Here is a 22,990-nt window from a genome sequence, read left to right on the forward strand (position 1 = left end):
TTAACTTCCTAAGCCCCTAATAATTTAGTCACCATGCCCAGCGCCTATATCACCAATACCCTTGCACTATTGGCTGATGAAAATCCAGAAGTGGTGATTAACATCAGTATGAGTACCCTGTCTGATATTGAATGTCGTGTTTTGGACAATCGCTTACATGCAGGTGCCATCCCCTTAGTCACCCCATTATCTGGCTTAGATTATTTTGATTTATATAGCGAAAAGTCTTTGCTCTACTGCGGTAAAAATCACCCGCTGTTTCAACATTTAGGTGGCTTCCACACTGCGGATTTAAAAAACTGGCAAGCGGTATTGCCCAATTATGCAACGACAGCAGAGGCGGCAAAATTACATCAACTGCTTGATTGTTCAGCAACCGCCAGTGACCGTGAAGGGATCGCCTTTTTGATCTTAACCGGAAAATTTCTCGGTTTTTTACCCGATCATTATGCAAGGAAATGGGTGGAGGATGGTTTTATGCAACCTATTTTACAGGACGTGATGCATTACAGTACCCCGATCTGTCTGATCACGCATAAAGGCAAAAACTACCATATGATTTTAAAAACCTTTATGGAGATCCTGAAAACCAGAATCATGCCGTTGACTTAAGCAAAGGCAGAATACAAAAGTCGATGAACTAAGCTCATCGACTTTGTTTTATCAATCATGATGCACTGCTATGCTTCACCTGTTTCAGCGATGTTTGTGGCTGGATTGACTGTGCTTTTACTTCCACTGTCTGACTCATGCCGTTTCAACACCAGCACCGCAAAAATCGCAATAATGGCAGGGATGGCAATCATCACAAAGTTCATCTTATGCGGTAGACCTAAGGTCAGCAGCATCCCTGTTAAAATTGGCCCGACAATAGCACCAATTCGCCCAACTGCGGATGCACAGCCAATCCCTGTCGAGCGCACACTCAATGGATAAAATTGAGCCACATAACTATATAAAAGGATTGAAGTGCCAATAGTTGCAGCACCTGCAATCGTCACCAAACCGTATAGTATATAAGCTGGCGAGTTATAACCGAGTCCGACCAAGGCAAAGACTCCTGCCACAAACATGGTTAAAATCACAGGCTTTAGGTGGAATTTATCTGACAGTATGCCACCAAAAATTGCCCCAAGCATGGCACCAACATTCAACGCCAGCAGGAATAAAATACTTTTACCCAATGAATAACCTGCTGCCAGCATCAGTTTTGGTAACCAGCTACTCAATGCATAAACCATCAACAAGCACATAAAGAATAACAGCCAGAACATTAAGGTACTTAGAGCACGACCATGTTGAAATAAAGCTTTGGCAGTACTGCCTGTATCCAGATGATCGTCATTCAAGCATAAGCGTGTCTCAGTGCTTAATGCCTGTTCTGGTGCAATTTTTTGAATGATGGCATGGGCTTGCCCAGTCTTGCCGCTTTTCACTAAAAAAGTCAGTGACTCAGGTAAAAACTTCCATAGAATGGGTAACAGCAATAATGGAATACCGGCAATCAAGAACATGATTTGCCAGCCTTGGCTTTCGACTAAATAACTGCCCAACAATGCCGAAATAATTCCACCAATGGCATAGCCACTGAACATGCTCCCAACCAAAGTACTGCGTATCCGTTTCGGTGCATATTCAGAGGTTAAAGCCACCAGATTCGGCATCACCCCACCAATGCCTAAACCGGCTAAAAACCTTAAAATCCCAAACTCAAAAGGCGTCGATGCAAATGCACCCCAAAAGGTAAAACCACTAAAAAACGTCACACAAATCAAGATCACATTTTTGCGACCGATTTTATCTGCCAAAGCCCCGAATAACATGGCACCAAACATCATGCCGCATAAAGCGGTACTGGCCAACATACCCGCCTGTACCGCGGTGAGTGACCATTCCTGCATCAATACAGGCAAAACCACACCATAAATAACCAGGTCATAACCGTCAAAAATAATAATCAGTAAGCACCAAAGCAAAATGCTCCAGTGAAAAGGGGTAAATTTTGCTTGGTCAATAATTGCATTGACATTCAACGTCGATGTTGCCATTTAATCATCTCCTCTATGAGATAAATTCTTGTTCATTTTTAAAACGACATACTGCACCCTAAAGAAAAAACAGATTATTCAAGGTCTTGATTAAAAATCGTAACTCGCCATCATATTGAAGCGGTTATCGATTCCGTTACGACCGTCAAAGGTTTCACGCTCGCCATAGACATACTCCATCCCCAAGGTAATTGGTTTATACGGGTTGTACATGGCATTGATCCAGCCCTGCCAAAGTTCCTTGTTTTGAGTTGCATTATTTTTTTGAATTTCAGCAAAAGTATTGTCATCCTTGGCTTTCATATAGCCATAGCCCAAGGTTGAGCGAAGCTTCGAATTAAATTGATGGGTCAAGCCTGCTGAAATGGTATCGAACTCATTACTCTGAATATGATTTTTATCATCAATTACATAGCTGTTATTGGTCCAAAGCAGAAAACGGCCATCACCTTTAACATGGTAATAATCGGCTTTTAAGAAAGTTTGTGGTGTCAGCTGATATTTACCGCCGAGCCCTACACCCCATGCCCATTCCTCATCATTACTGGTCTTTTTCTCGGCAATAAAAGTACGACCTGACAACAGTGAACCATTGGCAAATTTATGGTTCAACCGCCCAACTAAAGCAGGCAATCGCATTTCATTATCAGGGTCGGAAGTTGCGGTATATTTAGGGTCTTCAATCGCGACAGCAAAACTGGTATTGGCTGATAAATTATCGCTATAACGTACCAACGGAGAGCGTTGTAATGCGCCACCGACATAGGTTCCCGCATCAATGGTCTCGGGATAATATTCAGGTGCAATAAAGGTTGACCAAGTCTGACCAATCAACCATTTATCGAAGGTTAAATAGGCATGACGAATACGGAATTGATCACGTGTGCTGCCGCCAAAAAAATCCATTTCCAGCTTGCCACCAACATCACCTACTGTTGTAGGCGTTTTAAAATTTAAACCTAAACGGGTGACATTGACGGTTGAATGCAAGCGGTCTTTTTGTTGAGCTTCCTCAGCAGTATGTTCCAGTGGCACACCACTGATATTGTTATACATAGTCGATGCGCCTTTGACCTGATAAGAAGCATCGGCACGGAGATAACCATATAAATTGACTTCAGCCCCACCTTTGCTGATATTCAGTTTTGGAGCTTGTGTTTCGGTCAGCTGTGGCGCAGCAGCTACGGCAACTGGAGCTGTCGATTGTGTCTGAGCAGGTTGTTTTACATACTGTTGCAGCATGGCGCGCAACTCTTGCACTTCTTGTCTGAGTTGTGCAATTTCAGCACTTTCAGTTCCCGAATAAGCAGAGGACATGGCCGTTAAAACTGCCGTTGCCAATATGCTTTTTTGTACCGTTAAAATAAACTTTTTCATTAAAATCAATTTCCTTTTCGGCTGATCTTAAAACCCGTTTTAAGATCATTCTTTGTTTGTGTTTTTCCTTTGTCGTACCGATGTACCACATCACATTTTTTATTCTAAAAACTTCAAACCATTGATTTATTGAGTTTTCACCTCCTATCTAAGTGAATAGCCACTTTTTTAAAGACAACAGAACCTTGCAGCGGCAATTTCAGCCACTGTCAAAAACATCGGTTAGAAGCTAAAAATTAAGTTGCTGTTTTAATGTTGAATTCCTTGTTGAGTGAAAACAGCCTTGCCAGAAAGTTCCGAGGTCAAAATATCCTCCTGTTTTTTCTGGGCAATCAGTCCCTGATAAGTTAAAACTTGGCTAAAACCTTTTACCTGTTCAAAACCAGTACTGCAAAGTAGTTGCTGATAGGCGGCAAAAGTGAGCGTGAAAAAGTCGTGCCCCAAACGCTCCATCATAGATTGGCTCTGCTCAACACTCAGACCATTGCTCTGACACAGCAGTGGCAATGCTTTCAATTGTTGAGTATCTTCACAGGCCATCAGGTCGTAGGTCATGAGCAATCCATCCGCTTTTAATCGCTGTGATATTTCAGCAAAGAAACTCGGTTTAAGCGCATGCGGCACAAAATGCGCAACTAAAATTGACAAGGCCGCATCAAATTTTGGCTGTGTAGGCAATGCAGCTGTTTCGCCATGAATAAATTGCACACGCTCGGACTGACCCAGTGCCTGAATTAGGGCTTGTGCTTTCTGCAACATACTTAAAGAAGGATCAACAGCCGTAAAACGCCAAGTCGAATGTCTGTTCAGTAGATATTCAAGCTCATAGCCTGTGCCGCAACCGACAATTAAAATCTCTGCGTCTGCACTTAAAGCGGATTGTAAAATCGCATCGACTTGTTGATGCATCAGCGCATAACCCGGAATCAGACGACGGATATGATCGTCATAGCGTTCCACCACTTTTTGACTGTTAAAATCTTTCGCCATTTGATCCTCTATTTTTAAAAGCCTTAAACGGTCAGCATCGCATCAACAGATAACTGCTTTATAGAAGGTTTAGTCGCTTCGGTACTTAAGCCCAATTTTTGAAATAAGGCTTGGTCACGATTTTCACCTGCATTGGCGGTGGTCAACAGTTTTTCACCCGAAAAGATCGAATTAGCACCTGCCATAAATGCCAGAGCTTGATCTGAATCGGTTAATGCTTCACGGCCTGCGGAGAGTCGAATGTAACTTTGCGGCATGATTAATCGCGCCACCGCAATGGTCCGAATCCATTCAACCACATCCAGTTTTTCTACTTGGGCCAATGGAGTCCCTTCTATCGGTACCAGCATATTGATCGGTACAGACTCGGGATGTAGCGGCAAAGTTGCAAGTTCATACAATAGACCAATCCGATCCTCTCGGCTTTCACCTAAACCAACAATACCACCGCTACAGACTTTCAACCCTGCCTGACGAACATGGTCTAGGGTATCCAGTCGATCATCAAAAGTTCGGGTGCTGATAATGTGGGAATAATATTCACGCGAGGTATCCAGATTATGGTTGTAATAATCCAGACCAGCATCTTTTAAACGCTCCGCCTGAGAGGCATTCAACATGCCCAAGGTCATACAGGTTTCCAGTCCTAAAGCTTTGACCTCGCGTACCATGTCCAATACATAAGGCATATCGCGCTCATGTGGATTGCGCCATGCAGCACCCATACAAAAACGAGATGCACCTGAGGCTTTGGACTTTTGTGCCTCTTGAATGACTTTCTCGACGGCAATGCGTTTTTCTGCTTCCAGTTTTGAATCATAACGCGCTGATTGCGAACAGTACTTACAATCTTCTGGGCATTTTCCAGTCTTAATAGACAGCAAAGTACTGACCTGAATCGTATTCGCAGCAAAATATTGTCGGTGTAACTGTTGTGCCTGAAACAGCAAATCTAATAAAGGCTGCTCATATAAAGCCTGTATTTCTGCACGTGACCAATCATTTCTAATCTTCATTTCTTGATCCTGACATCCTATGTTTAGATAACAACCACGACATCAAAGCTCCTCCTCAGTCGCAATACACAGAGGAGGAATACGGTTTTAATCAAAAATTTCAGCAGTCAAATTCAGCTCTACCCGCATGATTTCCTGCAATTTAAATTTCTGAGCTTTTCCTGATGCTGTCATTGGGAACTCATCAAAAAATTTAACGTAACGTGGCACTTTATTATGTGAAATATGCTCTTTGCAAAAACTACGAATACTGTCTTCATTGCTTTGGTGATGTTCATGCAAAATAATGCAAGCGCAGAGTTCCTCCCCATAACGCATGTCGGGCAAACCAATCACTTGCACATCGCAGACATCGGGATGGGTATATAAAAAGTCTTCGATTTCTTTAGGAAACAGGTTTTCACCCCCACGGATCACCACATCTTTAATTCGACCTTTGATTTTGACAAAGCCTTCACTGTCCATTTCAGCAATATCACCCGTATGCATCCAGCCCGCTGCGTCGATCACTTCTTTGGTTTTTTCAGGCTCATCCCAATACCCCGCCATTACGGAATAACCACGTACGCAAAGTTCACCGAGTGTGCCTTGCGGCACAATTTCGCCTTCTAAATCGACAATTTTGACTTCCAAATGTGGATGAACATGACCAACCGTACTAACGCGTTTATCAATTGAATCATCAATATAACTCTGCACACTGACTGGAGAGGTTTCGGTCATGCCATAACAGATGGTGATTTCGGACATATGCATGCGGTCAATCACACGCTGCATGATTTCTCTCGGACATGGGCTGCCTGCCATAATGCCCGTTCTTAAACTGCTCAGATCAAATTCGGCAAATTGCTCATGTTCCAAAATGGCAATAAACATGGTCGGCACACCATAGGCTGCAGTACATTTTTCCTGCTCAATGGTTTTTAAGCTTTCCAATGGATTAAACACTGACGCAGGATAAACCATAGTTGCACCATGAGTAATACAAGCTAGATTGCCCATCACCATGCCAAAACAATGGAATAAAGGCACTGAGATACAAACTCGATCTTGGGGCGTCAAGCCAATCCCTTCACCAACAAAATAACCATTATTCAGGATGTTATGATGCGTCAACATGGTTCCTTTCGGATTGCCTGTGGTTCCTGAGGTAAATTGGATATTAATGGTTTCATCAAACTGCAATTGCTTGGCTAAGCGCTGTAACTCATCGAGCTGAGATTGATTTGGGGTTTCGAGCAAATCACTAAAACGATGGATACCGGTATACTGCTGCTCGTCAATTTTAATCACATATTTTAAATGCGGTAACCGAGCTGCGTTCAATATCTTATCAGGACTGGATGCCAATTCTGGGGCTATCTTACTCAGCAATTCTTGATAATCTGTGGTCTTGAATTGTGAGGCAATAATCAAGCCTTTGCAGGAGACTTTATTGAGTACATATTCCAGTTCATGATTTTTATAAGCAGTATTCAGATTCACCAAAATAATGCCTGCTTTAAATGCGGCAAATTGGGTCACGGTCCATTCCACACAATTCGGCGACCAGATCGCCAAGCGATCTCCTTTTTTCAAACCCAGCTTGAGCAGACTACAGGCAAATGCATTCACTTCATGCTGTAGTTCTTTGTAGCTTAAGCGTCGGTTCTGATGTGAACTGACAATCGCCTCTTGCTCAGCATATTGCTGGCAGGCTTGATCAAATTTATCTCCAATCGTCATCCCCAACAGGGGCTGCGAGCTGGTTCCAGAGGCATAGCTTAACCGTACGTGTTGCATTGAATCATTCTCCTTGATTCTTTTTTAATTCTGTTCTTACCTGATCTAATTGTTGTAACTGCAACTACTCTTCAAACTGCCTATTGTTGTGATGTTAAACCGTTTTGTCTGCCCTACTTTTTCTGTACTGCATCCACACAAAAGTCAGCAATCTGTTTGGAAAAATAGTCTTTGTGCGCATGATCAAACTTGGTATTTTGTGCTGGATCCAACGGTTCAACCACCACATAGGTCATTGCCCCGACCACACACATGGCTGTTGTGTTTAAGTCATCCAAAACAAATTCACCACTTGCATTTCCATCTGCAAGGATTTTTTTAATACTTTGTTTAATCAACTGCTTTACCCGAAAACGCTCATGTTCAACGCTTGAATCCACGGGTTCAAACATGAGTGCATATGCCAGCTGCGGACTGTTCAAGGCCCGTTTTACAAAGGTCGCGACTGCCTTGTGCAATTTTTGTTGTGCGGTCAGATCACTTTCTGTGATGGCATCAATCACCAACAGTTCGGTATTGATGGCTTCTGACAAGACCTCAATTAACACCTGACTTTTATTGTCAAAGTAGCGATACACCAGACCACTTGAGACCCCTGCTTGCTCAGCAATGGTTTGTATCTGTGCGTCTTTGAACCCTCCTTCTGAAATTAATTTTCTGGCTGAACTCAAAATCGATTTACGATTTTGCTCCATCCGCTCCTGCATTAAAGTTGATCGTTTATAGCTCATAAATTTTATTCTCTAACAAATAAAGTGAATTGTAAATCATTTTATGAATCACTATTCACTTTTTTAAAAATTCATTGTAAGGTAGTTCCTAAGCACACACAACAACGCTTAATGGAACAACAAATATAATCACTGGGATGACAACACAATGAACCTACGTAGCTTGAACTTTGGTCTGGATGAAACGTTAATTGCTCTACAAGATTCGGTTGCTGCATTTTGTGCAAAGGAAATTGCACCTATTGCACAACAAGTCGATCAGGACAATGTATTCCCTGCCCATCTCTGGAAAAAATTTGGAGATATGGGATTGATGGGCTTAACCGTTTCTGAAGAATATGGCGGCACCAATCTAGGCTATCTAGCACATATCATCGTGTTGCAAGAAATTTCGCGTGCATCCGCCTCTATTGGTCTTTCTTATGGTGCGCATTCTAACTTGTGTATTAACCAGATCAACCGTAACGGCAGTGAGCAACAAAAGCAGAAATATTTACCCAAGCTGATTTCAGGTGACTTTGTCGGTGCTTTGGCGATGTCTGAACCCAACGCAGGTTCGGATGTAGTCAGTATGAAACTGCGTGCTGAGCAAAAAGGCGATCATTTTGTTCTCAATGGTTCAAAAATGTGGATTACCAATGGCGGTGATGCTGATGTACTCGTTGTTTATGCCAAAACTGATCCACATGCAGGTGCCAAAGGCATGACTGCCTTCCTGATCGAAAAAGACATGCCCGGCTTTAGCCATGGTAAGCATTTAGACAAACTCGGGATGCGTGGCTCTAATACCTATCCGCTATTTTTTGACAATGTTGAAGTACCTGCCGAAAACGTACTCGGTGGTGTTGGCAACGGTGCCAAAGTACTGATGAGCGGTCTGGACTATGAACGTGCAGTTTTAAGTGCCGGCCCGTTAGGCATTATGGATGCCTGTCTGGATGTGGTGATTCCCTACCTGCATGAACGTGAACAATTCGGTCAAGCCTTGGGTGAATTTCAATTGATGCAAGGCAAACTGGCGGATATGTATTCCACTTGGCTCGCTTGTAAAGCCTTAGTTTATGCGGTTGGTGCAGCCTGTGACAAAGCCGATCATGACCGTAGCTTACGTAAAGATGCAGCCAGTGCGATTTTATATGCAGCAGAAAAAGCCACATGGATGGCAGGTGAAACCATTCAAACCCTCGGTGGTAATGGTTATATCAATGAATTTTCGGCTGGTCGTTTATGGCGTGATGCTAAACTTTATGAAATTGGTGCAGGAACTTCGGAAATTCGCCGCATGCTGATTGGCCGCGAACTGTTTAATGAAACCAAATAATAACCATAATTCAGGATGCAGCTTATGAACCAATTACACAGCAAAATTAATGTTCGAAGTGAAGACTTCAAAACCAATCAACATGCCATGCAAACATTGGTCAGCGATCTGAAACAAGTAGCACAAAAAGTAGCGCTTGGTGGTGGCGAAAATGCGCGCCAAAAACATTTGGCCAGAGGCAAACTATTACCACGCGATCGTATTGATCAGCTGATTGATGTCGGTACTGCTTTTTTAGAAATTGGTCAATTGGCTGCTTACAAGGTTTATGAAGATGACATTCCTGCTGCGGGTGTGATTGCAGGGATTGGTCAAGTCAACGGTGTGACCTGCATGATTGTCGCCAATGATGCAACCGTCAAAGGTGGTACCTATTATCCATTGACGGTGAAAAAGCATTTACGTGCGCAGGAAATTGCTGAGCAAAATCACTTGCCATGTATTTATCTGGTGGATTCGGGCGGTGCATTCTTACCGATGCAAGATGAGGTGTTTCCTGACCGAGATCATTTCGGGCGTATTTTCTATAATCAGGCACGTATGTCGAGCCAAGGTATCGCCCAAATTGCGGTAGTGATGGGCAGTTGTACCGCTGGTGGTGCTTATGTGCCGGCCATGTCGGATGAAACCATTATTGTCCGTAATCAAGGTACCATTTTCCTTGGTGGCCCGCCATTAGTCAAAGCCGCGACAGGTGAAGTGGTCAGCAGTGAAGATTTGGGTGGTGGAGATGTACATACCCGCCTGTCAGGGGTTGCCGATCATTTGGCAGAAAATGATGAACACGCGCTTGCGATTGCCCGTAACATCGTTGCCAATCTGAATAAAAAGCCCAATGAATTAAACAAACAGATTGATGAACCGCTATTTGATGCCAACGAACTTTATGGCGTTGTACCCAGTGATGCACGTAAACCTTTCGATGTCCGTGAAGTGATTGCCCGCATCGTAGACGGCTCGCGCTTTGATGAATTTAAAGCACGTTTTGGTTCCACTTTAATTACAGGTTTTGCCTCTTTGTACGGTATGCCCGTTGGCATCATTGCCAATAACGGGATTTTATTTTCTGAATCTGCACAGAAAGGCGCACACTTTATCGAGCTATGTACTCAACGTAATATCCCATTGCTATTTATCCAAAACATCACTGGCTTTATGGTCGGTCGTCAATATGAGAATGAAGGCATTGCCAAAAATGGTGCCAAGTTGGTGATGGCGGTAGCGACAGCCAATGTACCGAAACTCACCCTGATTATTGGGGGTTCTTTTGGTGCAGGTAACTATGGCATGTGTGGACGTGCCTATTCCCCACGCTTTTTATGGACATGGCCGAACTCGCGTATTTCGGTGATGGGAGGCGAACAGGCTGCTAGTGTACTGTCGACCTTAAAACGTGATCAGATTGAACAAAAAGGCGCGCAATGGCCAGCACAGGAAGAAGATCAATTTAAACAACCGATTCGTGAGCAATATGAGCATCAAGGGCACCCGTATTATGCCTCTGCCCGCCTCTGGGATGACGGCGTGATTGACCCTGCTCAAACCCGTCATGTGCTGGGGCTGAGCCTTGCTGCTGCGCTGAATGCGCCGATTCAACCGACCAAGTTCGGCGTGTTCCGCATGTAAGAGGTGTCTATGAGCTATCAATTTTTACAACTGGAACAACACGGTCAAGTGGCCTATGTTTGGCTGAACCGCCCTGAATTGCACAATGCTTTTAATACTACGGTGATTGAAGAATTACATGACTGCTTTAACAGTCTCAACACCCGAGATGATGTACGTGTGGTGGTCTTGGCTGGACGTGGCAAAAGCTTTTCAGCAGGTGCTGACCTAAACTGGATGAAACAGGCGGGGCAAGCCTCTTCTGCAGAAAACGAAGCCGACGCACTCAAACTTGCACAGATGCTCAATGCTCTCGCAACCTTAAAGCAACCGACACTTGCGCGTGTGCATGGTATTGCCTTTGGTGGTGGCATGGGCTTGGCATCAGCCTGTGATATTTGTATTGCCAGTACTGATGCCATATTTGCCACCTCAGAAGTTCGACTCGGCCTTGCACCATCGACCATCAGTCCCTATGTGATTCGTGCCATTGGTGCTCGGCAGGCTTCTCGCTATTTCTTAACTGCGGAACGCATTTCAGCACGCGAGGCCAAGCAGATTGGCCTGGCTCATGAAGTCGCCGATGCAGAAGACTTAGATCGAAAAGTTCAAGAGATTATTGATGCGTTATTACTTGGTGGGCCTCAGGCGCAGGCTGCATCAAAACAGTTAATTCAGATGGTCAGTCACCAAAGCATGAGTGATGATTTGCTTAAGCAAACTGCACAGCATATTGCTCAAGTTCGTCAAGGCAGTGAAGCCAAAGAAGGTTTGAATGCCTTTTTAAATAAACAACAACCTGCGTGGACTTCCACTCCCCAATAACAACAATTCAGGACGATCACAATGTTTGAAAAGATTTTAATTGCGAACCGTGGCGAGATTGCCTGCCGTGTGATTCGTACTGCAAAAAAACTCGGTATTGCAACGGTTGCAGTGTATTCAGATGCAGATGCCAATGCACAACATGTTAAATTGGCGGATGAAGCGATTTATATTGGGCAATCCCCTGCCACACAAAGTTATTTACAAGTAGATCGTATTATTCAGGCGGCGATTGATACTGGTAGCCAAGCGATTCACCCAGGTTATGGTTTCCTGTCCGAAAATGATCAATTTGCCTTGGCTTGCCAACAACACAATATTTGCTTTATTGGCCCACCTGTTGATGCGATTTTAGCCATGGGTCTCAAAGCCACCTCTAAGGCTTTGATGGAAAAAGCAGGTGTGCCATTAACACCGGGTTATCACGGCACCAACCAAGAGGCTGAGTTTTTAAAACAGCAAGCCGATGCGATTGGTTATCCCGTACTGATCAAAGCCAGTGCTGGTGGTGGTGGTAAAGGCATGAGCTTGGTCGAACGTAGTGAGGATTTCTTACAGTCCTTAGCTTCGTGTAAACGTGAAGCCAAGTCTAGCTTTGGTAATGATGATGTCCTAATTGAACGCTATGTGATTCAGCCACGTCATATTGAAGTACAGGTCTTTGGCGATACGCATGGTAACTATGTACATCTGTTTGAACGGGACTGTTCGGTACAACGTCGCCATCAAAAAGTACTTGAAGAAGCTCCTGCACCGCAAATGCCCGCTGGAAAACTGGATGCCATGCGTCAGGCTGCGATTGATGCTGCCCGTGCAGTGGATTACGTCGGTGCGGGTACAGTCGAGTTTATTGTGGAACAGGATGGTACCGCCTATTTCATGGAAATGAATACCCGTCTACAAGTCGAACATCCCGTTACCGAAATGATTACCGGTGAAGATCTAGTTGAATGGCAACTGCGTGTCGCCGATGGTGAACCACTACCGAAACTGCAACATCAATTACAGATTCATGGTCATGCGCTTGAAGCACGTATCTATGCCGAAGAACCCGAAAAAGGCTTCTTACCTGCCATCGGCAAAATTGACTATCTACACTACCCAACGCAAAACCAATCTGTCCGTGTTGACAGCGGCATTGTTGAAGGTGATGAAATCACCACCTATTACGACCCAATGATTGCCAAATTGATTGTATGGGGCAAAAACCGTGAAGCAGCTTTAATCCAAATGCAGCATGCCTTAAGCCAATTCCACGTCGATGGCTTAGGGAACAACATTGCCTTTCTGGAAAAAATTGTACGCAGTGACTCATTTAAACAAGCCCAACTGGATACCAATCTGATTCAGCGTGAACATGATTTCTTGTTCCGCCCTGAACAAATTAAACCTGAATTGGTCGTCGCGACGGCCTTTATCGAATTCTTAAGCAAACTTAATCACAACCGCTCTAGCCAAAAACAGTTATGGCAAGCACAACCGCTATGGCGTTTAAATATTGCTTTTCAGCAAACCATCAAACTGAACTATCTAGATCAGAATATTCACATCAAGCTGAGTTCGGCTGAACAGGGTTTTAATGCTGAATATAACGGTGAAAGTTACCAGATTTCTGGACAATTGCTGGATGCACATAGCGCGGTGATTCATCTCAATGGCACCCAACAGAAACTGTCTTTTAACCAGAGTCAGCAAGGCATTACCCTGTTCCATAATGGGGAAAGCCATAAATTTGCTTATATTCGTCAAGATTATCATCAGGACGATAGCCAAGCAGATCAAGGCCATCTCAAAGCACCCATGCCGGGTGTAGTGACTCAGGTTCTGGTCGGCGCTAATCATAATGTCAAAAAAGACGATATCCTGATGACGCTTGAAGCCATGAAAATGGAATACACCATCCGTGCACCGCAAGATGGCGTGATTGTTGATGCCTATTTTCAGGTGGGTGATCAGGTCAAAGCTGGCGATGAACTGGTGGAATTTCAGCCTTTACAGGAGGAAGTTGCATGAGTGAGTTTGTCAAAATCGTGGAAGTTGGACCCCGAGATGGTCTGCAAAATGAAAAACAGGCATTGACCGTCGAACAACGTCTAAACTTCATTCATGATCTGATAAATGCTGGACTAAAATCGATTGAAGTGGGTTCCTGTGTGTCTGCCAAATGGGTGCCGCAAATGGCACAAAGCGATGAACTGTTTAAGCAGCTCCCACAAGGTACCGATCTAAATTTAAGCCTGCTTACCCCCAATATCAAAGGTTTTGAAGCTGCTCAGGCAGTGGGATGCAAGGAGGTTGCGGTATTTACCGCAGCTTCTGAAAGCTTTACCCGTAAAAATATCAACTGCTCAATCGACGAGAGCTTTGAAAAATTCGCTGATGTGCTACGTGCAGCCAAAGCGCAGCATATCCGTGTCCGTGGTTATGTCTCTTGTGTCGTCGATTGTCCCTATGAAGGTGCGATTGCACCAGAGCAAGTGGTGAACGTGGTTAAACGACTGTATGACATGGGCTGCTATGAAGTGTCTTTAGGTGAGACCATCGGTACCGCCACACCTGATCGAGTCAAAAAAGTTTGGCAAGCTTGTCTAGCTGAACTCGACAGCAAAGTTTTAGCAGGGCATTTTCATAATACCTATGGCATGGCGATTGCCAATATTTACCAGTCCTTACAACAAGGCATTCGTGTGTTTGATTCATCCCTTGCAGGACTGGGTGGCTGCCCTTATGCCAAAGGCGCTTCTGGCAATGTTGCGACCGAAGATCTGTTTTACTTACTCTCCCATATGGGCTTTGAAACGGGGATTGATTTAGAAAAACTGATGCAAGCCAGCCAAAATATTAGCCATGTCTTAAACCGAAAAAGCTTATCCAATTACAGCAATGCCTACTGGCAAACAAAGTGTGCTTAGTGTTACCTAGATTCGGATTCACCCATCATTTGGCAACAAGCTTAATCAATTAAGCTTGCTCTATTCACTAGGTCTCACTTTTTTCTCGTTCCATGCCGATCGTGGGATGAGACTCGTCTATGCAATTTATTGAAATATAGTGTTTATCTCTGTACGAAATGCCTCCTTCTAAAGAAGCATTTTCTAGTTTTAATTTTAATCCTTTTTCTTTTGATCCTTTTCTAACACGCCTCAAAATTATTTATAAAAAATAATCCGTATCCATTTGGATTTTTGGCGAAATATGCTGCTCGACCCACTCCAGCCATGCCCGTGTTTTTGCATCCACAAAATGACGCGATGGCAATAAGGTATACACCCCGATATCAGGTGATCGCCAAGCAGGTAAAATACGGCGCAGTCGCCCTGCTCGAATCGCATCAATCGATGAGAAGGTCGGCAATAATGCAATGCCCATATCCTGTTGTACCACATCCAGCAACAACTCAGGCGTATCGGCAATCAAGGGACCATTGATATCAATCTGATAAGAACAGCTGTTTTCACTAACCAAATGCCATTGCGGAGTAATCGAAGGATTAACCAAGCGCAAGCAGGCATGCTTTTGCAAATCATCCAAGGATTGAGGTTCGCCATACTTTTCCAAGTATGCAGGTGATGCACATAACACCGAAAAGATGGTACCAATTCGACGTGCCACAAATCTTGAATCTGCCAATGACTCGGTGAGATATAGGCTGACATCAATGCCCTTGCCTAACAAATCAGGCACATTTTGCGAAGTCCGATATTCAACCGTAAGATCGGGATAGGTTTGACAGAAATCCGCCATCATCGGCGCCAGATAATGATGACCAAAACTGGCCATACTCAACACGCGCAACCGTCCTTGTGGTCTGGCTGCCATGCCCATGGCTTGTGCTTCGGACTCCTCCACCATCGCCAGTACTTGGCGACACTGCTCAGCATAGTTTGCACCAATTTCGGTCAAGGCATGCTGGCGGGTTGATCGTTGTAGTAGTTTTGTACCTAAACGCCCTTCTAATTCGCTAATTAATCGCGAAACTTGCGCAGTTGTCAGTTCCATCTGTTCAGCGGCAGCCGTGAAACTCCCGCTATCAATCACTTTCAGGAAGGCATGCATTGCATGTAGCAATCCACCATCAAGATTTTTGCGCATAACGTAAATATCTTTTTCTAAATTACGCATTGTTGCACCAGTCTGGATCAACCACAATGACAAATATGTACATTGATTGAGCAGTTTTTTTAGCAAACGCCGCTGATCAATCTTTTTAAAATATGTACTTACTCCAAATATTCAACCGGATGTTGAAAAAAGAAAGTAGTCAAAACTACACACAATTCTAAGGAGACATAAATGAATATAGCGACAAAAGTTACTTCAAAAATGATCGCTACTAAAGATGTATCACTGGATGATAAATATATCAGTGATCACGGTTCGGCCTATATGACAGGCATTCAGGCACTGGTTCGGTTACCTCTAGCACAGACTCGCCGTGATGAGTTGAACGGGTTGCACACTGCCGGCTTCATTTCAGGTTATCGTGGTTCCCCTGTCGGAAATTATGATAATTTCCTTTGGCAAATTGGAGGCCTGCTTAAAGATCACCATGTCGTCTTTCAACCCGGTATCAATGAAGACCTTGCAGCGACTGCCATTTGGGGCACGCAACAAGCCAACCTTGCAGGTCAGGGTAAATATGATGGTGTGAGCGCATGGTGGTATGGTAAAGGGCCAGGTGTAGACCGTTCAGGCGATGTACTCCGTCATGCCAACCTTGCAGGAACGGCCAAACACAGTGGCGTGGTTGCCCTGTTTGGTGATGACCATTCCTGTAAATCATCCACCGTTCCACACCAATCTGAACATGTGATGATGGGTTGTGGCATTCCAATTTTCTATCCAACTTCGGTGCAACATATTCTCGATTTGGGCGTCCATGCGATTGCCATGTCACGTTTTGCTGGGGTTTGGACCTCAATGAAACTGGTCAGTGAAATTGTTGAAACCTCGGCTTCGGTCATTGTCGATCTGGATCGTGTCACACCTGTTTTACCTGAAATCGAGCTGCCTGCCGACGGCATCCATATTCGCTGGCCAGATCATGGCATCCAACAAGAACAACGACTCTATCAATATCGCTTACCCGCAGTATTGGCCTATGCACGTGCCAATCAACTGAATCAAATCACATGGCCGTGTGAGCATGCCCGTATTGGTATTGCCGCCAGTGGTAAAGGTTATCTCGATACCATCGAAGCCTTGCGCATTCTCGGCATTGAAAATGAAACAGCGCAACAACTTGGGCTACGGGTCTATCAAGTCGGTTTAATCTGGCCTTTGGAACCACAGGGTCTGCGTGAATTTGCTGTGGGTTTACAAGAACTGATTGTGGTCGAAGAAAAACGTCCGATTCTGGAAGCACAAATTAAAGATGAATTATATTCCCTGCCTGATGAGCAACGTCCACATGTAATCGGCAAAGCGATCCATGGTAAAGGTGAATGGAGTACCTCATTTGAAGAAGCGCCGCTGATTGGGTATTACGAGTTCCAACCTGAACCGATTGCCAAAATGTTGGCAGCACGGTTTTTACAGTTAGATTTGCCTGAAAGTTTAAGACAGCAAATCCAGAGTCGTGTCGATTTACTGCATAAAGCTGAGCAAGAATCACGCCGTGTACTGGATTTGGCCGAGCGTAAACCGTATTTCTGTAGCGGCTGCCCGCATAACACCTCAACCGTCGTGCCAGAAGGCAGTCGTGCACTGGGTGGCATCGGTTGCCACTATATCGCAGTATCACTGGATCGCGGCACCGAAACCTTCTCGCAAATGGGGGGTGAAGGTGTGAGTTGGGCGGGTGCATCACATTTCACCAATGAAAAGCATATTTTTGCCAATCTCGGTGATGGCACCTACTTCCATTCAGGCTATCTGGCGATTCGACAAGCCATCGCAGCCAATATCAATATCACCTATAAAATCCTCTATAACGATGCGGTTGCCATGACCGGTGGTCAGCATGTTGATGGGCATTTGAGTGTCGCGCAACTGACTCGTCAGCTCGATGCAGAAGGCATTAAAAAACAGGTTATCGTGACCGATGAACCTGAGCTAATCCATGCCGAAGAACACCTTGCACCGCATGTCGAAATCCGACATCGCAATGATCTTGATGCAGTACAACGTGAGTTACGTGATATTTCGGGTGTCACCGCTTTAATCTATGTGCAAACTTGTGCCAGTGAAAAACGTCGTCGCCGTAAACGTGATGCCTACCCTGATCCTGCTGAACGTCTTTATATCAATAGCGATATCTGTGAAGGTTGTGGCGATTGTTCTAAAAAATCAAATTGTCTATCCATTGAACCTGTAGAAACCGCTTTGGGCACCAAGCGTCAGATTAACCAAAGCAGCTGTAATAAGGATTTCACCTGTGTGGAAGGCTTCTGCCCAAGCTTTGTCACCGTACATACCCGTGATATGAAACGCCCCGCCAAGTTTGAAGGTTTTGCGACAGGTTGGCCTGAACGTCCCTTAATTCCTCAACTGACTGATACACCAAATCGTATTATGGTCGGTGGTGTTGGCGGTACAGGTGTAGTTACCGTTGGGGCTTTACTGGGTATGGCCGCACATTTGGAAGGCAAAGCCACCCGTGTCATGGACATGGCGGGACTGGCGCAAAAAGGCGGTACGGTGTATTCCTATATTCAAATTGCCGCAGATGATGCGCAAATTTCCTCAACTAAAATTCCAGAACATCAATGTGATCTATTGATTGGTGCCGATGCCATTGTGGCGGGCAGTAATGCCGCGCTATCACGTTTAAAACAAGATGCGACGGTGATCGTCAATGAAGATGGTTCACCCACCTCTGACTTTATTAACAAACGTGACTGGTATGCACCGATTCATGATTTGATCGATCGTCTGCGTGGTCGTGTCCACAAAGAAAATCTACTCTCCTTACCTGCGGCACGAATCGCAACACAGCTTTTAGGCGATGCGATCTATGCCAATCAACTGCTCTTGGGGATGGCATGGCAATCAGGGCAAATTCCACTGTTACGTGAAAGTCTTGAAAAAGCGATTCAACTGAATGGCACGGCGATTGATAAAAACCTTGAAGCTTTCCGCATAGGATGCCACCTTGCCAGTGACCCAAGCCTAATCACCCGTTTACTCGACAGCTTACCAAAAAGCAATGCGCCACAAACACTGGCTGAACTGATCCATGATCGCACGATACGTTTGCAAGACTATTGGAATGAAGCCTATGCCAATCAATATCGTATGTTATTGGAACAGGTTGCTAAATTACTGCCTGAAACACTGGCAAAAACCATCGCAACTCAACTGTATCGCGTCATGGCCTATAAAGATGAATATGAAGTGGCACGTTTACTGACAGGTGCAAACTTTAAAAAGTCCATTGAATCGCAATTTGGTCGTGGTGTACGTTTATCCTACCACCTCGCTCCACCGACACTGGGGACCAATGTGCATAAACGTATCTTTGGTTACTGGATGCGTTTCCCGATGATACTACTTGCTCGCTTACAATGGTTGCGCGAAAGTTTCTTTGATCCATTTGCACGTCAGGAAGAACGTCAATATGAACATGCATGGCGTGATCGCTACATCGCCTTTGTTGAAACGCTGATCTCATCGCCAAACAGCTATAATCTGGCTGTTGCAGAACAGATTGCCGAATTACCTGCTGAAGTCCGTGGTTTTGGACATATCAAAATGCAGGCCATGCAAGCCGCAAACCATCGCTGGGATGAGCTATCCGCCGATCTCACCAACAAAGTCTAAGTACCATCAATCACTGGCTGAGCAGATCCAATATCTGAGGAGATGCTTGGTCAGCTGATTAAAATTTAATTGCAGCACATCCCAAATACGTTAAAGTATTTCGACTTAAGCTGAGTTCACCAAACAGCTCAGCCGAGAAAAATGATAAGAACTTGCTAGAACAATGATGAAGGAATAAAGAATGAGCCGTGTTGAATTTCGCTGGGATGATCCATTTTTAATTGAGCAACAACTAAGCGAAGAAGAGCGCATGATCCGTGATACAGCCCATGCCTTCTGCCAAGACCAGTTAATGCCACGGGTACTTGATCAATTCCGCCATGAAACAACCGATCCGCATATCTTTAGAGAAATGGGTGAATTAGGGCTGCTCGGACCCACCATCCCAGAACAATATGGTGGTGCAGGATTAAATTATGTGAGTTATGGACTGATAGCCCGTGAAATTGAACGCGTGGACTCTGGCTATCGCTCAATGGCCAGTGTGCAAAGTTCTTTGGTGATGGTTCCCATTCATGAATTCGGGACTGAACAGCAAAAGCAAAAATATTTACCCAAACTTGCGTCAGGTGAATGGATTGGCTGTTTTGGTCTAACCGAACCCGATCACGGTTCAGATCCAGGCAGTATGGCCTGTCGCGCCAAAAAAGTAGCAGGTGGCTACCGTTTAACAGGCGCCAAGATGTGGATTACCAACAGTCCGATTGCGGATGTATTTGTGGTGTGGGCTAAAGAGCTTTCACCTGAAGGAAATGTCGGCCCGATTCGTGGCTTTATTTTAGAAAAAGGTTGGCAAGGGCTTTCTGCACCTGCAATTCACGGTAAAGTCGGCTTAAGAGCGTCTATTACGGGTGAAATTGTGATGGATCAAGTCTTTGTGCCTGAAGAAAATGCATTTCCAGAGGTTCGTGGCTTAAAAGGCCCTTTCACCTGCTTGAACAGTGCCCGTTATGGTATTGCTTGGGGCGCCATGGGTGCAGCCGAGTTTTGCTGGCATACTGCACGCCAATACACCCTAGATCGAAAACAGTTTGGCAAACCACTGGCTGCCAACCAACTGATTCAAAAAAAATTAGCCGATATGCAAACCGAAATTGCACTCGGTTTACAGCTCGCGCTTCGTTTTGGTCGAATGAAAGATGACGGTATTGCCTCAGTGGAAGCGACCTCTCTGATTAAACGCAATAACTGCGGCAAGGCCTTGGAGATTGCCCGTTTGGCGCGAGATATGTTGGGTGGAAATGGCATTAGTGATGAATTCGGTGTCGCCCGTCATCTGGTTAATCTTGAAGTTGTGAATACCTATGAAGGCACCCACGATGTGCATGCTTTGATCTTAGGCCGTGCCCAAACAGGACTCGCAGCGTTCTAAAGCGAAGTGACGACTGAGACGAAACGGCGAGCATCAAAGTTTGATGACTCGCCCTATCTCATCTTGATCTTATCTAGGTCAATACTCGTACATTGATTAAACTGAGCGAAGCGCTGTAATTCTCGTTCTAGTGCAAGCAAAAATGAATCTCTATCCTGCAGTTTAGCCTCTTGCACATGCAAACTAATCACTTCTAATCGCTTTTCACGACGATGCACTTTGCAATCAATTTGCCCCACAAAATCATCTGCATAAAGCAGCGGTAAGCAGAAATAACCGTATTGTCTTTTGGCTGCAGGCACATAACATTCAATGCGATAATCAAATCCAAACAAGCTGCTTAAACGTTCACGATGAATCACCAGATTATCGAAAGGAGACAATATTTTGACCTCCGCTTGGATGTTCGGTTCATGGGCTAACACGGCGCTGGCCACATAAATCGTTTGTCCATTTTCAAGCCTAATCAGCTTGATCACGCCTGCATCAATCTGTTCATCAAGTAATTTACGCATGATTTCACGTAAATCCTTATTGGTTTTCAAATGCAGTAATTGCTTCCATGTAAATACGCCATGAGCACGTATGGCTGTATCCAATAAATAATGTGCATATTCCTGTAAAGTCGGTGTGCTTAGATCAATGCCCTGTGGTATGCAACGTTCAGTCAGATCATAGACTTTTTCCATGCCATTGCGTTCGCAGATCATTAAATCGCCTTGCATGAATAACTGCTCAATCGCCTTGCGGCTCGGCCCTGCATTCCACCAACCTGCAGCACCTTCCCGTTTGCCTTTTTCCATATTTCTAAGTCGGATTCTGCCTTCAGCTTTCACCTGCGCCAGAATCTCCTGCATCAGTTGCTGATCGCCTCTTGAGAAGTAACGACTTTCCCCATTACGCACTGAATTCATCAACGGCATGGCATAGCGATAATCTCGCATCGGTAAATAGGACGCTGCATGCGCCCAATGCTCAAAAACAAGCTGATCTTGTACCAGTTGATTTAAATGACCCAATTGATAATTCGGCACCCGACTCCACAGCACATGATGATGGGCACGTTCCACCACGGAAATGGTATCTATTTGCACATAACCCAGATGTTCAATCGCTTGTTGTGTTCCAGATAAGCCCTCACCAAATTTATTATTTTGTTCTAAACCTTGATGAGATAAAGCTAAGCGTTTTAATAATGAAATCATAATATTATCGTATAAATAGTGTTCATCAACCATGATAAGCGAAAGCGAAATAATGGCCGTTATTCAAACTAAATTAACACAATTCTGCCAATTCCTTGCTTATTTTCCTTGTAAATAAAAACGTGGCGCCACGCCCAAAGAACGTTTGAAGGCTGCGGTAAAAGCACTACTGCTGCTATAACCCAACTCCATTGCCACACTGGTAATGGATTGGCCCAATTCCATTCGGGTCAACGCATTGAGTAAACAGGCTTGCTGCCGCCAATTACTAAAACTCATCCCGGTTTGTTGCCGAAAAATTCGGGTGAAATTACGGCGACTCATCCCCACCTGCGCTGCAATATGATCAAGATCATCTTCCAGACTCGGTGTCTTCAACAATTGCAGACACAAGGCAGCTAAACGCGGCTCTTGTGGTAAGGGCGCATTTAAAGGCAGTTCAGGCATCAGCGCAATTTCTTCAATAATTAAACGCATCAAATAATCATCCCTCCCCCCAAAGTCATATTCCGCAGGGAGATCAACTGCGGTAGACAGTAGCTCATGCAATAACGGCGATACGTTGATCACTGCACAATGGCTGGGTAAATCTGCCTGTATTGCAGCTTGTGGAAGAATATAGGCACTGCGTGTTTTGGTGATCCCGCCCATATGCACTTCATGGTCAATCCCTGCAGGAATCCAAAGCGCGCGTTTCGGTGGCACTACCCAACTGCCTGTATGGGTGATCACCGTAAGTACCCCTGTAATGGCATATAGACATTGACCTCTGCGATGTCGATGGCTCGGCAGAAGATGACCATCTGGATAGTCATTGCCCGTTGCCATCACATTCCGCGGCACATCCTGAAAATCATTGACCTGAATATTGCGCATTGCCCTCATCCCTGAAAATGGCCTGAACTCGATACTATCTGTCCCAAATATGATTGTGGGCCGATTTCTGTTCAGTTTAGG

General features: G+C 44.7%; 15 protein-coding genes and 2 pseudogenes. 8 read left to right on the forward strand and 9 right to left on the reverse strand.

The window, feature by feature from the left end:
• Positions 1-18 precede the first annotated feature (18 nt).
• Positions 19-612: pseudogene (locus B2727_RS07390) on the forward strand (substrate-binding domain-containing protein); the annotation flags it as partial.
• 68 nt (positions 613-680) lie between these two features.
• On the opposite strand, the gene B2727_RS07395 reads toward B2727_RS07390, so the two are convergent.
• The 6 genes from B2727_RS07395 to B2727_RS07420 all read right to left on the reverse strand — a co-directional run bounded on the left by B2727_RS07395 (position 681) and on the right by B2727_RS07420 (position 7,944).
• Positions 681-2,048, reverse strand: coding sequence for an MFS transporter (locus tag B2727_RS07395; protein WP_033134478.1), 1,368 nt, complete (start codon positions 2,046-2,048; stop codon positions 681-683).
• A 90-nt stretch (positions 2,049-2,138) separates the two neighbouring features.
• Complete coding sequence (locus tag B2727_RS07400) at positions 2,139-3,425, reverse strand: DcaP family trimeric outer membrane transporter (RefSeq protein WP_033134477.1); 1,287 nt, start codon at positions 3,423-3,425, stop codon at positions 2,139-2,141.
• 249 nt (positions 3,426-3,674) lie between these two features.
• Positions 3,675-4,415 carry an SAM-dependent methyltransferase gene (locus B2727_RS07405; RefSeq protein ID WP_033134476.1) on the reverse strand — a complete coding sequence of 247 codons (741 nt, stop codon included), beginning with the start codon at positions 4,413-4,415 and terminating at the stop codon, positions 3,675-3,677.
• Between the two features lie 23 nt (positions 4,416-4,438).
• On the reverse strand, positions 4,439-5,431 hold the full coding sequence (gene bioB, locus B2727_RS07410; RefSeq protein WP_033134475.1) for a biotin synthase BioB: 993 nt from the start codon (positions 5,429-5,431) through the stop codon (positions 4,439-4,441).
• A gap of 87 nt (positions 5,432-5,518) precedes the next feature.
• The gene (locus B2727_RS07415; protein ID WP_033134474.1) at positions 5,519-7,213 is read right to left on the reverse strand and encodes an AMP-binding protein; all 1,695 of its coding nucleotides are present in this window, start codon (positions 7,211-7,213) and stop codon (positions 5,519-5,521) included.
• 113 nt (positions 7,214-7,326) lie between these two features.
• Positions 7,327-7,944 (reverse strand): TetR/AcrR family transcriptional regulator, encoded by a 618-nt coding sequence (locus B2727_RS07420; protein WP_004808114.1) that lies wholly within the window; start codon positions 7,942-7,944, stop codon positions 7,327-7,329.
• Positions 7,945-8,092: 148 nt separating this feature from the next.
• On the opposite strand from B2727_RS07420, the gene B2727_RS07425 reads away from it, so the two are divergent.
• The 5 genes and pseudogenes from B2727_RS07425 (at position 8,093) to B2727_RS07445 (ending at position 14,607) form a co-directional block, all read left to right on the forward strand.
• Positions 8,093-9,265 (forward strand): isovaleryl-CoA dehydrogenase, encoded by a 1,173-nt coding sequence (locus B2727_RS07425; RefSeq protein WP_016163257.1) that lies wholly within the window; start codon positions 8,093-8,095, stop codon positions 9,263-9,265.
• Positions 9,266-9,289: 24 nt separating this feature from the next.
• Complete coding sequence (locus tag B2727_RS07430) at positions 9,290-10,891, forward strand: carboxyl transferase domain-containing protein (protein ID WP_033134473.1); 1,602 nt, start codon at positions 9,290-9,292, stop codon at positions 10,889-10,891.
• 9 nt (positions 10,892-10,900) lie between these two features.
• Positions 10,901-11,735: pseudogene (locus B2727_RS07435) on the forward strand (enoyl-CoA hydratase/isomerase family protein).
• Positions 11,717-13,708 (forward strand): acetyl/propionyl/methylcrotonyl-CoA carboxylase subunit alpha, encoded by a 1,992-nt coding sequence (locus B2727_RS07440; RefSeq protein WP_033134471.1) that lies wholly within the window; start codon positions 11,717-11,719, stop codon positions 13,706-13,708. The pseudogene B2727_RS07435 and the gene B2727_RS07440 overlap by 19 nt, the downstream one beginning before the upstream one ends.
• Positions 13,705-14,607, forward strand: a complete 903-nt coding sequence (locus B2727_RS07445; RefSeq protein WP_033134470.1) for a hydroxymethylglutaryl-CoA lyase — start codon at positions 13,705-13,707, stop codon at positions 14,605-14,607. Before B2727_RS07440 ends, B2727_RS07445 begins: the two co-directional genes overlap by 4 nt.
• A gap of 241 nt (positions 14,608-14,848) precedes the next feature.
• On the opposite strand, the gene B2727_RS07450 is transcribed toward B2727_RS07445, so the two are convergent.
• Positions 14,849-15,787 (reverse strand): LysR family transcriptional regulator, encoded by a 939-nt coding sequence (locus tag B2727_RS07450; RefSeq protein WP_032812072.1) that lies wholly within the window; start codon positions 15,785-15,787, stop codon positions 14,849-14,851.
• Between the two features lie 201 nt (positions 15,788-15,988).
• Here B2727_RS07450 and B2727_RS07455 point away from each other — a divergent pair, with 201 nt between their 5' ends.
• Together B2727_RS07455 and B2727_RS07460 are read left to right on the forward strand one after the other, a co-directional pair.
• On the forward strand, positions 15,989-19,456 hold the full coding sequence (locus B2727_RS07455) for an indolepyruvate ferredoxin oxidoreductase family protein (RefSeq protein WP_033134469.1): 3,468 nt from the start codon (positions 15,989-15,991) through the stop codon (positions 19,454-19,456).
• Between the two features lie 181 nt (positions 19,457-19,637).
• Positions 19,638-20,828 carry an acyl-CoA dehydrogenase gene (locus B2727_RS07460; protein WP_033134468.1) on the forward strand — a complete coding sequence of 397 codons (1,191 nt, stop codon included), beginning with the start codon at positions 19,638-19,640 and terminating at the stop codon, positions 20,826-20,828.
• 53 nt (positions 20,829-20,881) lie between these two features.
• Here the strand turns inward: B2727_RS07460 and B2727_RS07465 are convergent, their stop codons facing one another.
• Together B2727_RS07465 and B2727_RS07470 are read right to left on the reverse strand one after the other, a co-directional pair.
• Positions 20,882-22,033, reverse strand: coding sequence for a winged helix-turn-helix domain-containing protein (locus B2727_RS07465; RefSeq protein ID WP_033134480.1), 1,152 nt, complete (start codon positions 22,031-22,033; stop codon positions 20,882-20,884).
• A 99-nt stretch (positions 22,034-22,132) separates the two neighbouring features.
• Positions 22,133-22,909, reverse strand: a complete 777-nt coding sequence (locus tag B2727_RS07470) for an AraC family transcriptional regulator (RefSeq protein ID WP_005202710.1) — start codon at positions 22,907-22,909, stop codon at positions 22,133-22,135.
• Positions 22,910-22,990: the final 81 nt, after the last annotated feature.

This window comes from Acinetobacter sp. UBA991 (assembly GCF_002292065.1).
In the GTDB taxonomy this organism is placed as follows: Bacteria; Pseudomonadota; Gammaproteobacteria; order Pseudomonadales; family Moraxellaceae; genus Acinetobacter; species Acinetobacter higginsii.

Excerpts from the sequence above, each read along its gene's own strand:
- B2727_RS07470 (WP_005202710.1), bottom strand. The coding sequence starts at position 22,909 with ATGCGCAATATTCAGGTCAATGATTTTCAGGATGTGCCGCGGAATGTG.
- B2727_RS07425 (WP_016163257.1), top strand. The coding sequence starts at position 8,093 with ATGAACCTACGTAGCTTGAACTTTGGTCTGGATGAAACGTTAATTGCT.
- B2727_RS07400 (WP_033134477.1), bottom strand. The coding sequence starts at position 3,425 with ATGAAAAAGTTTATTTTAACGGTACAAAAAAGCATATTGGCAACGGCA.
- B2727_RS07430 (WP_033134473.1), top strand. The coding sequence starts at position 9,290 with ATGAACCAATTACACAGCAAAATTAATGTTCGAAGTGAAGACTTCAAA.
- B2727_RS07405 (WP_033134476.1), bottom strand. The coding sequence starts at position 4,415 with ATGGCGAAAGATTTTAACAGTCAAAAAGTGGTGGAACGCTATGACGAT.
- B2727_RS07415 (WP_033134474.1), bottom strand. The coding sequence starts at position 7,213 with ATGCAACACGTACGGTTAAGCTATGCCTCTGGAACCAGCTCGCAGCCC.
- B2727_RS07450 (WP_032812072.1), bottom strand. The coding sequence starts at position 15,787 with ATGCGCAAAAATCTTGATGGTGGATTGCTACATGCAATGCATGCCTTC.
- B2727_RS07465 (WP_033134480.1), bottom strand. The coding sequence starts at position 22,033 with ATGATTTCATTATTAAAACGCTTAGCTTTATCTCATCAAGGTTTAGAA.
- B2727_RS07455 (WP_033134469.1), top strand. The coding sequence starts at position 15,989 with ATGAATATAGCGACAAAAGTTACTTCAAAAATGATCGCTACTAAAGAT.
- B2727_RS07395 (WP_033134478.1), bottom strand. The coding sequence starts at position 2,048 with ATGGCAACATCGACGTTGAATGTCAATGCAATTATTGACCAAGCAAAA.
- B2727_RS07445 (WP_033134470.1), top strand. The coding sequence starts at position 13,705 with ATGAGTGAGTTTGTCAAAATCGTGGAAGTTGGACCCCGAGATGGTCTG.
- B2727_RS07460 (WP_033134468.1), top strand. The coding sequence starts at position 19,638 with ATGAGCCGTGTTGAATTTCGCTGGGATGATCCATTTTTAATTGAGCAA.
- B2727_RS07440 (WP_033134471.1), top strand. The coding sequence starts at position 11,717 with ATGTTTGAAAAGATTTTAATTGCGAACCGTGGCGAGATTGCCTGCCGT.
- B2727_RS07420 (WP_004808114.1), bottom strand. The coding sequence starts at position 7,944 with ATGAGCTATAAACGATCAACTTTAATGCAGGAGCGGATGGAGCAAAAT.
- bioB (WP_033134475.1), bottom strand. The coding sequence starts at position 5,431 with ATGAAGATTAGAAATGATTGGTCACGTGCAGAAATACAGGCTTTATAT.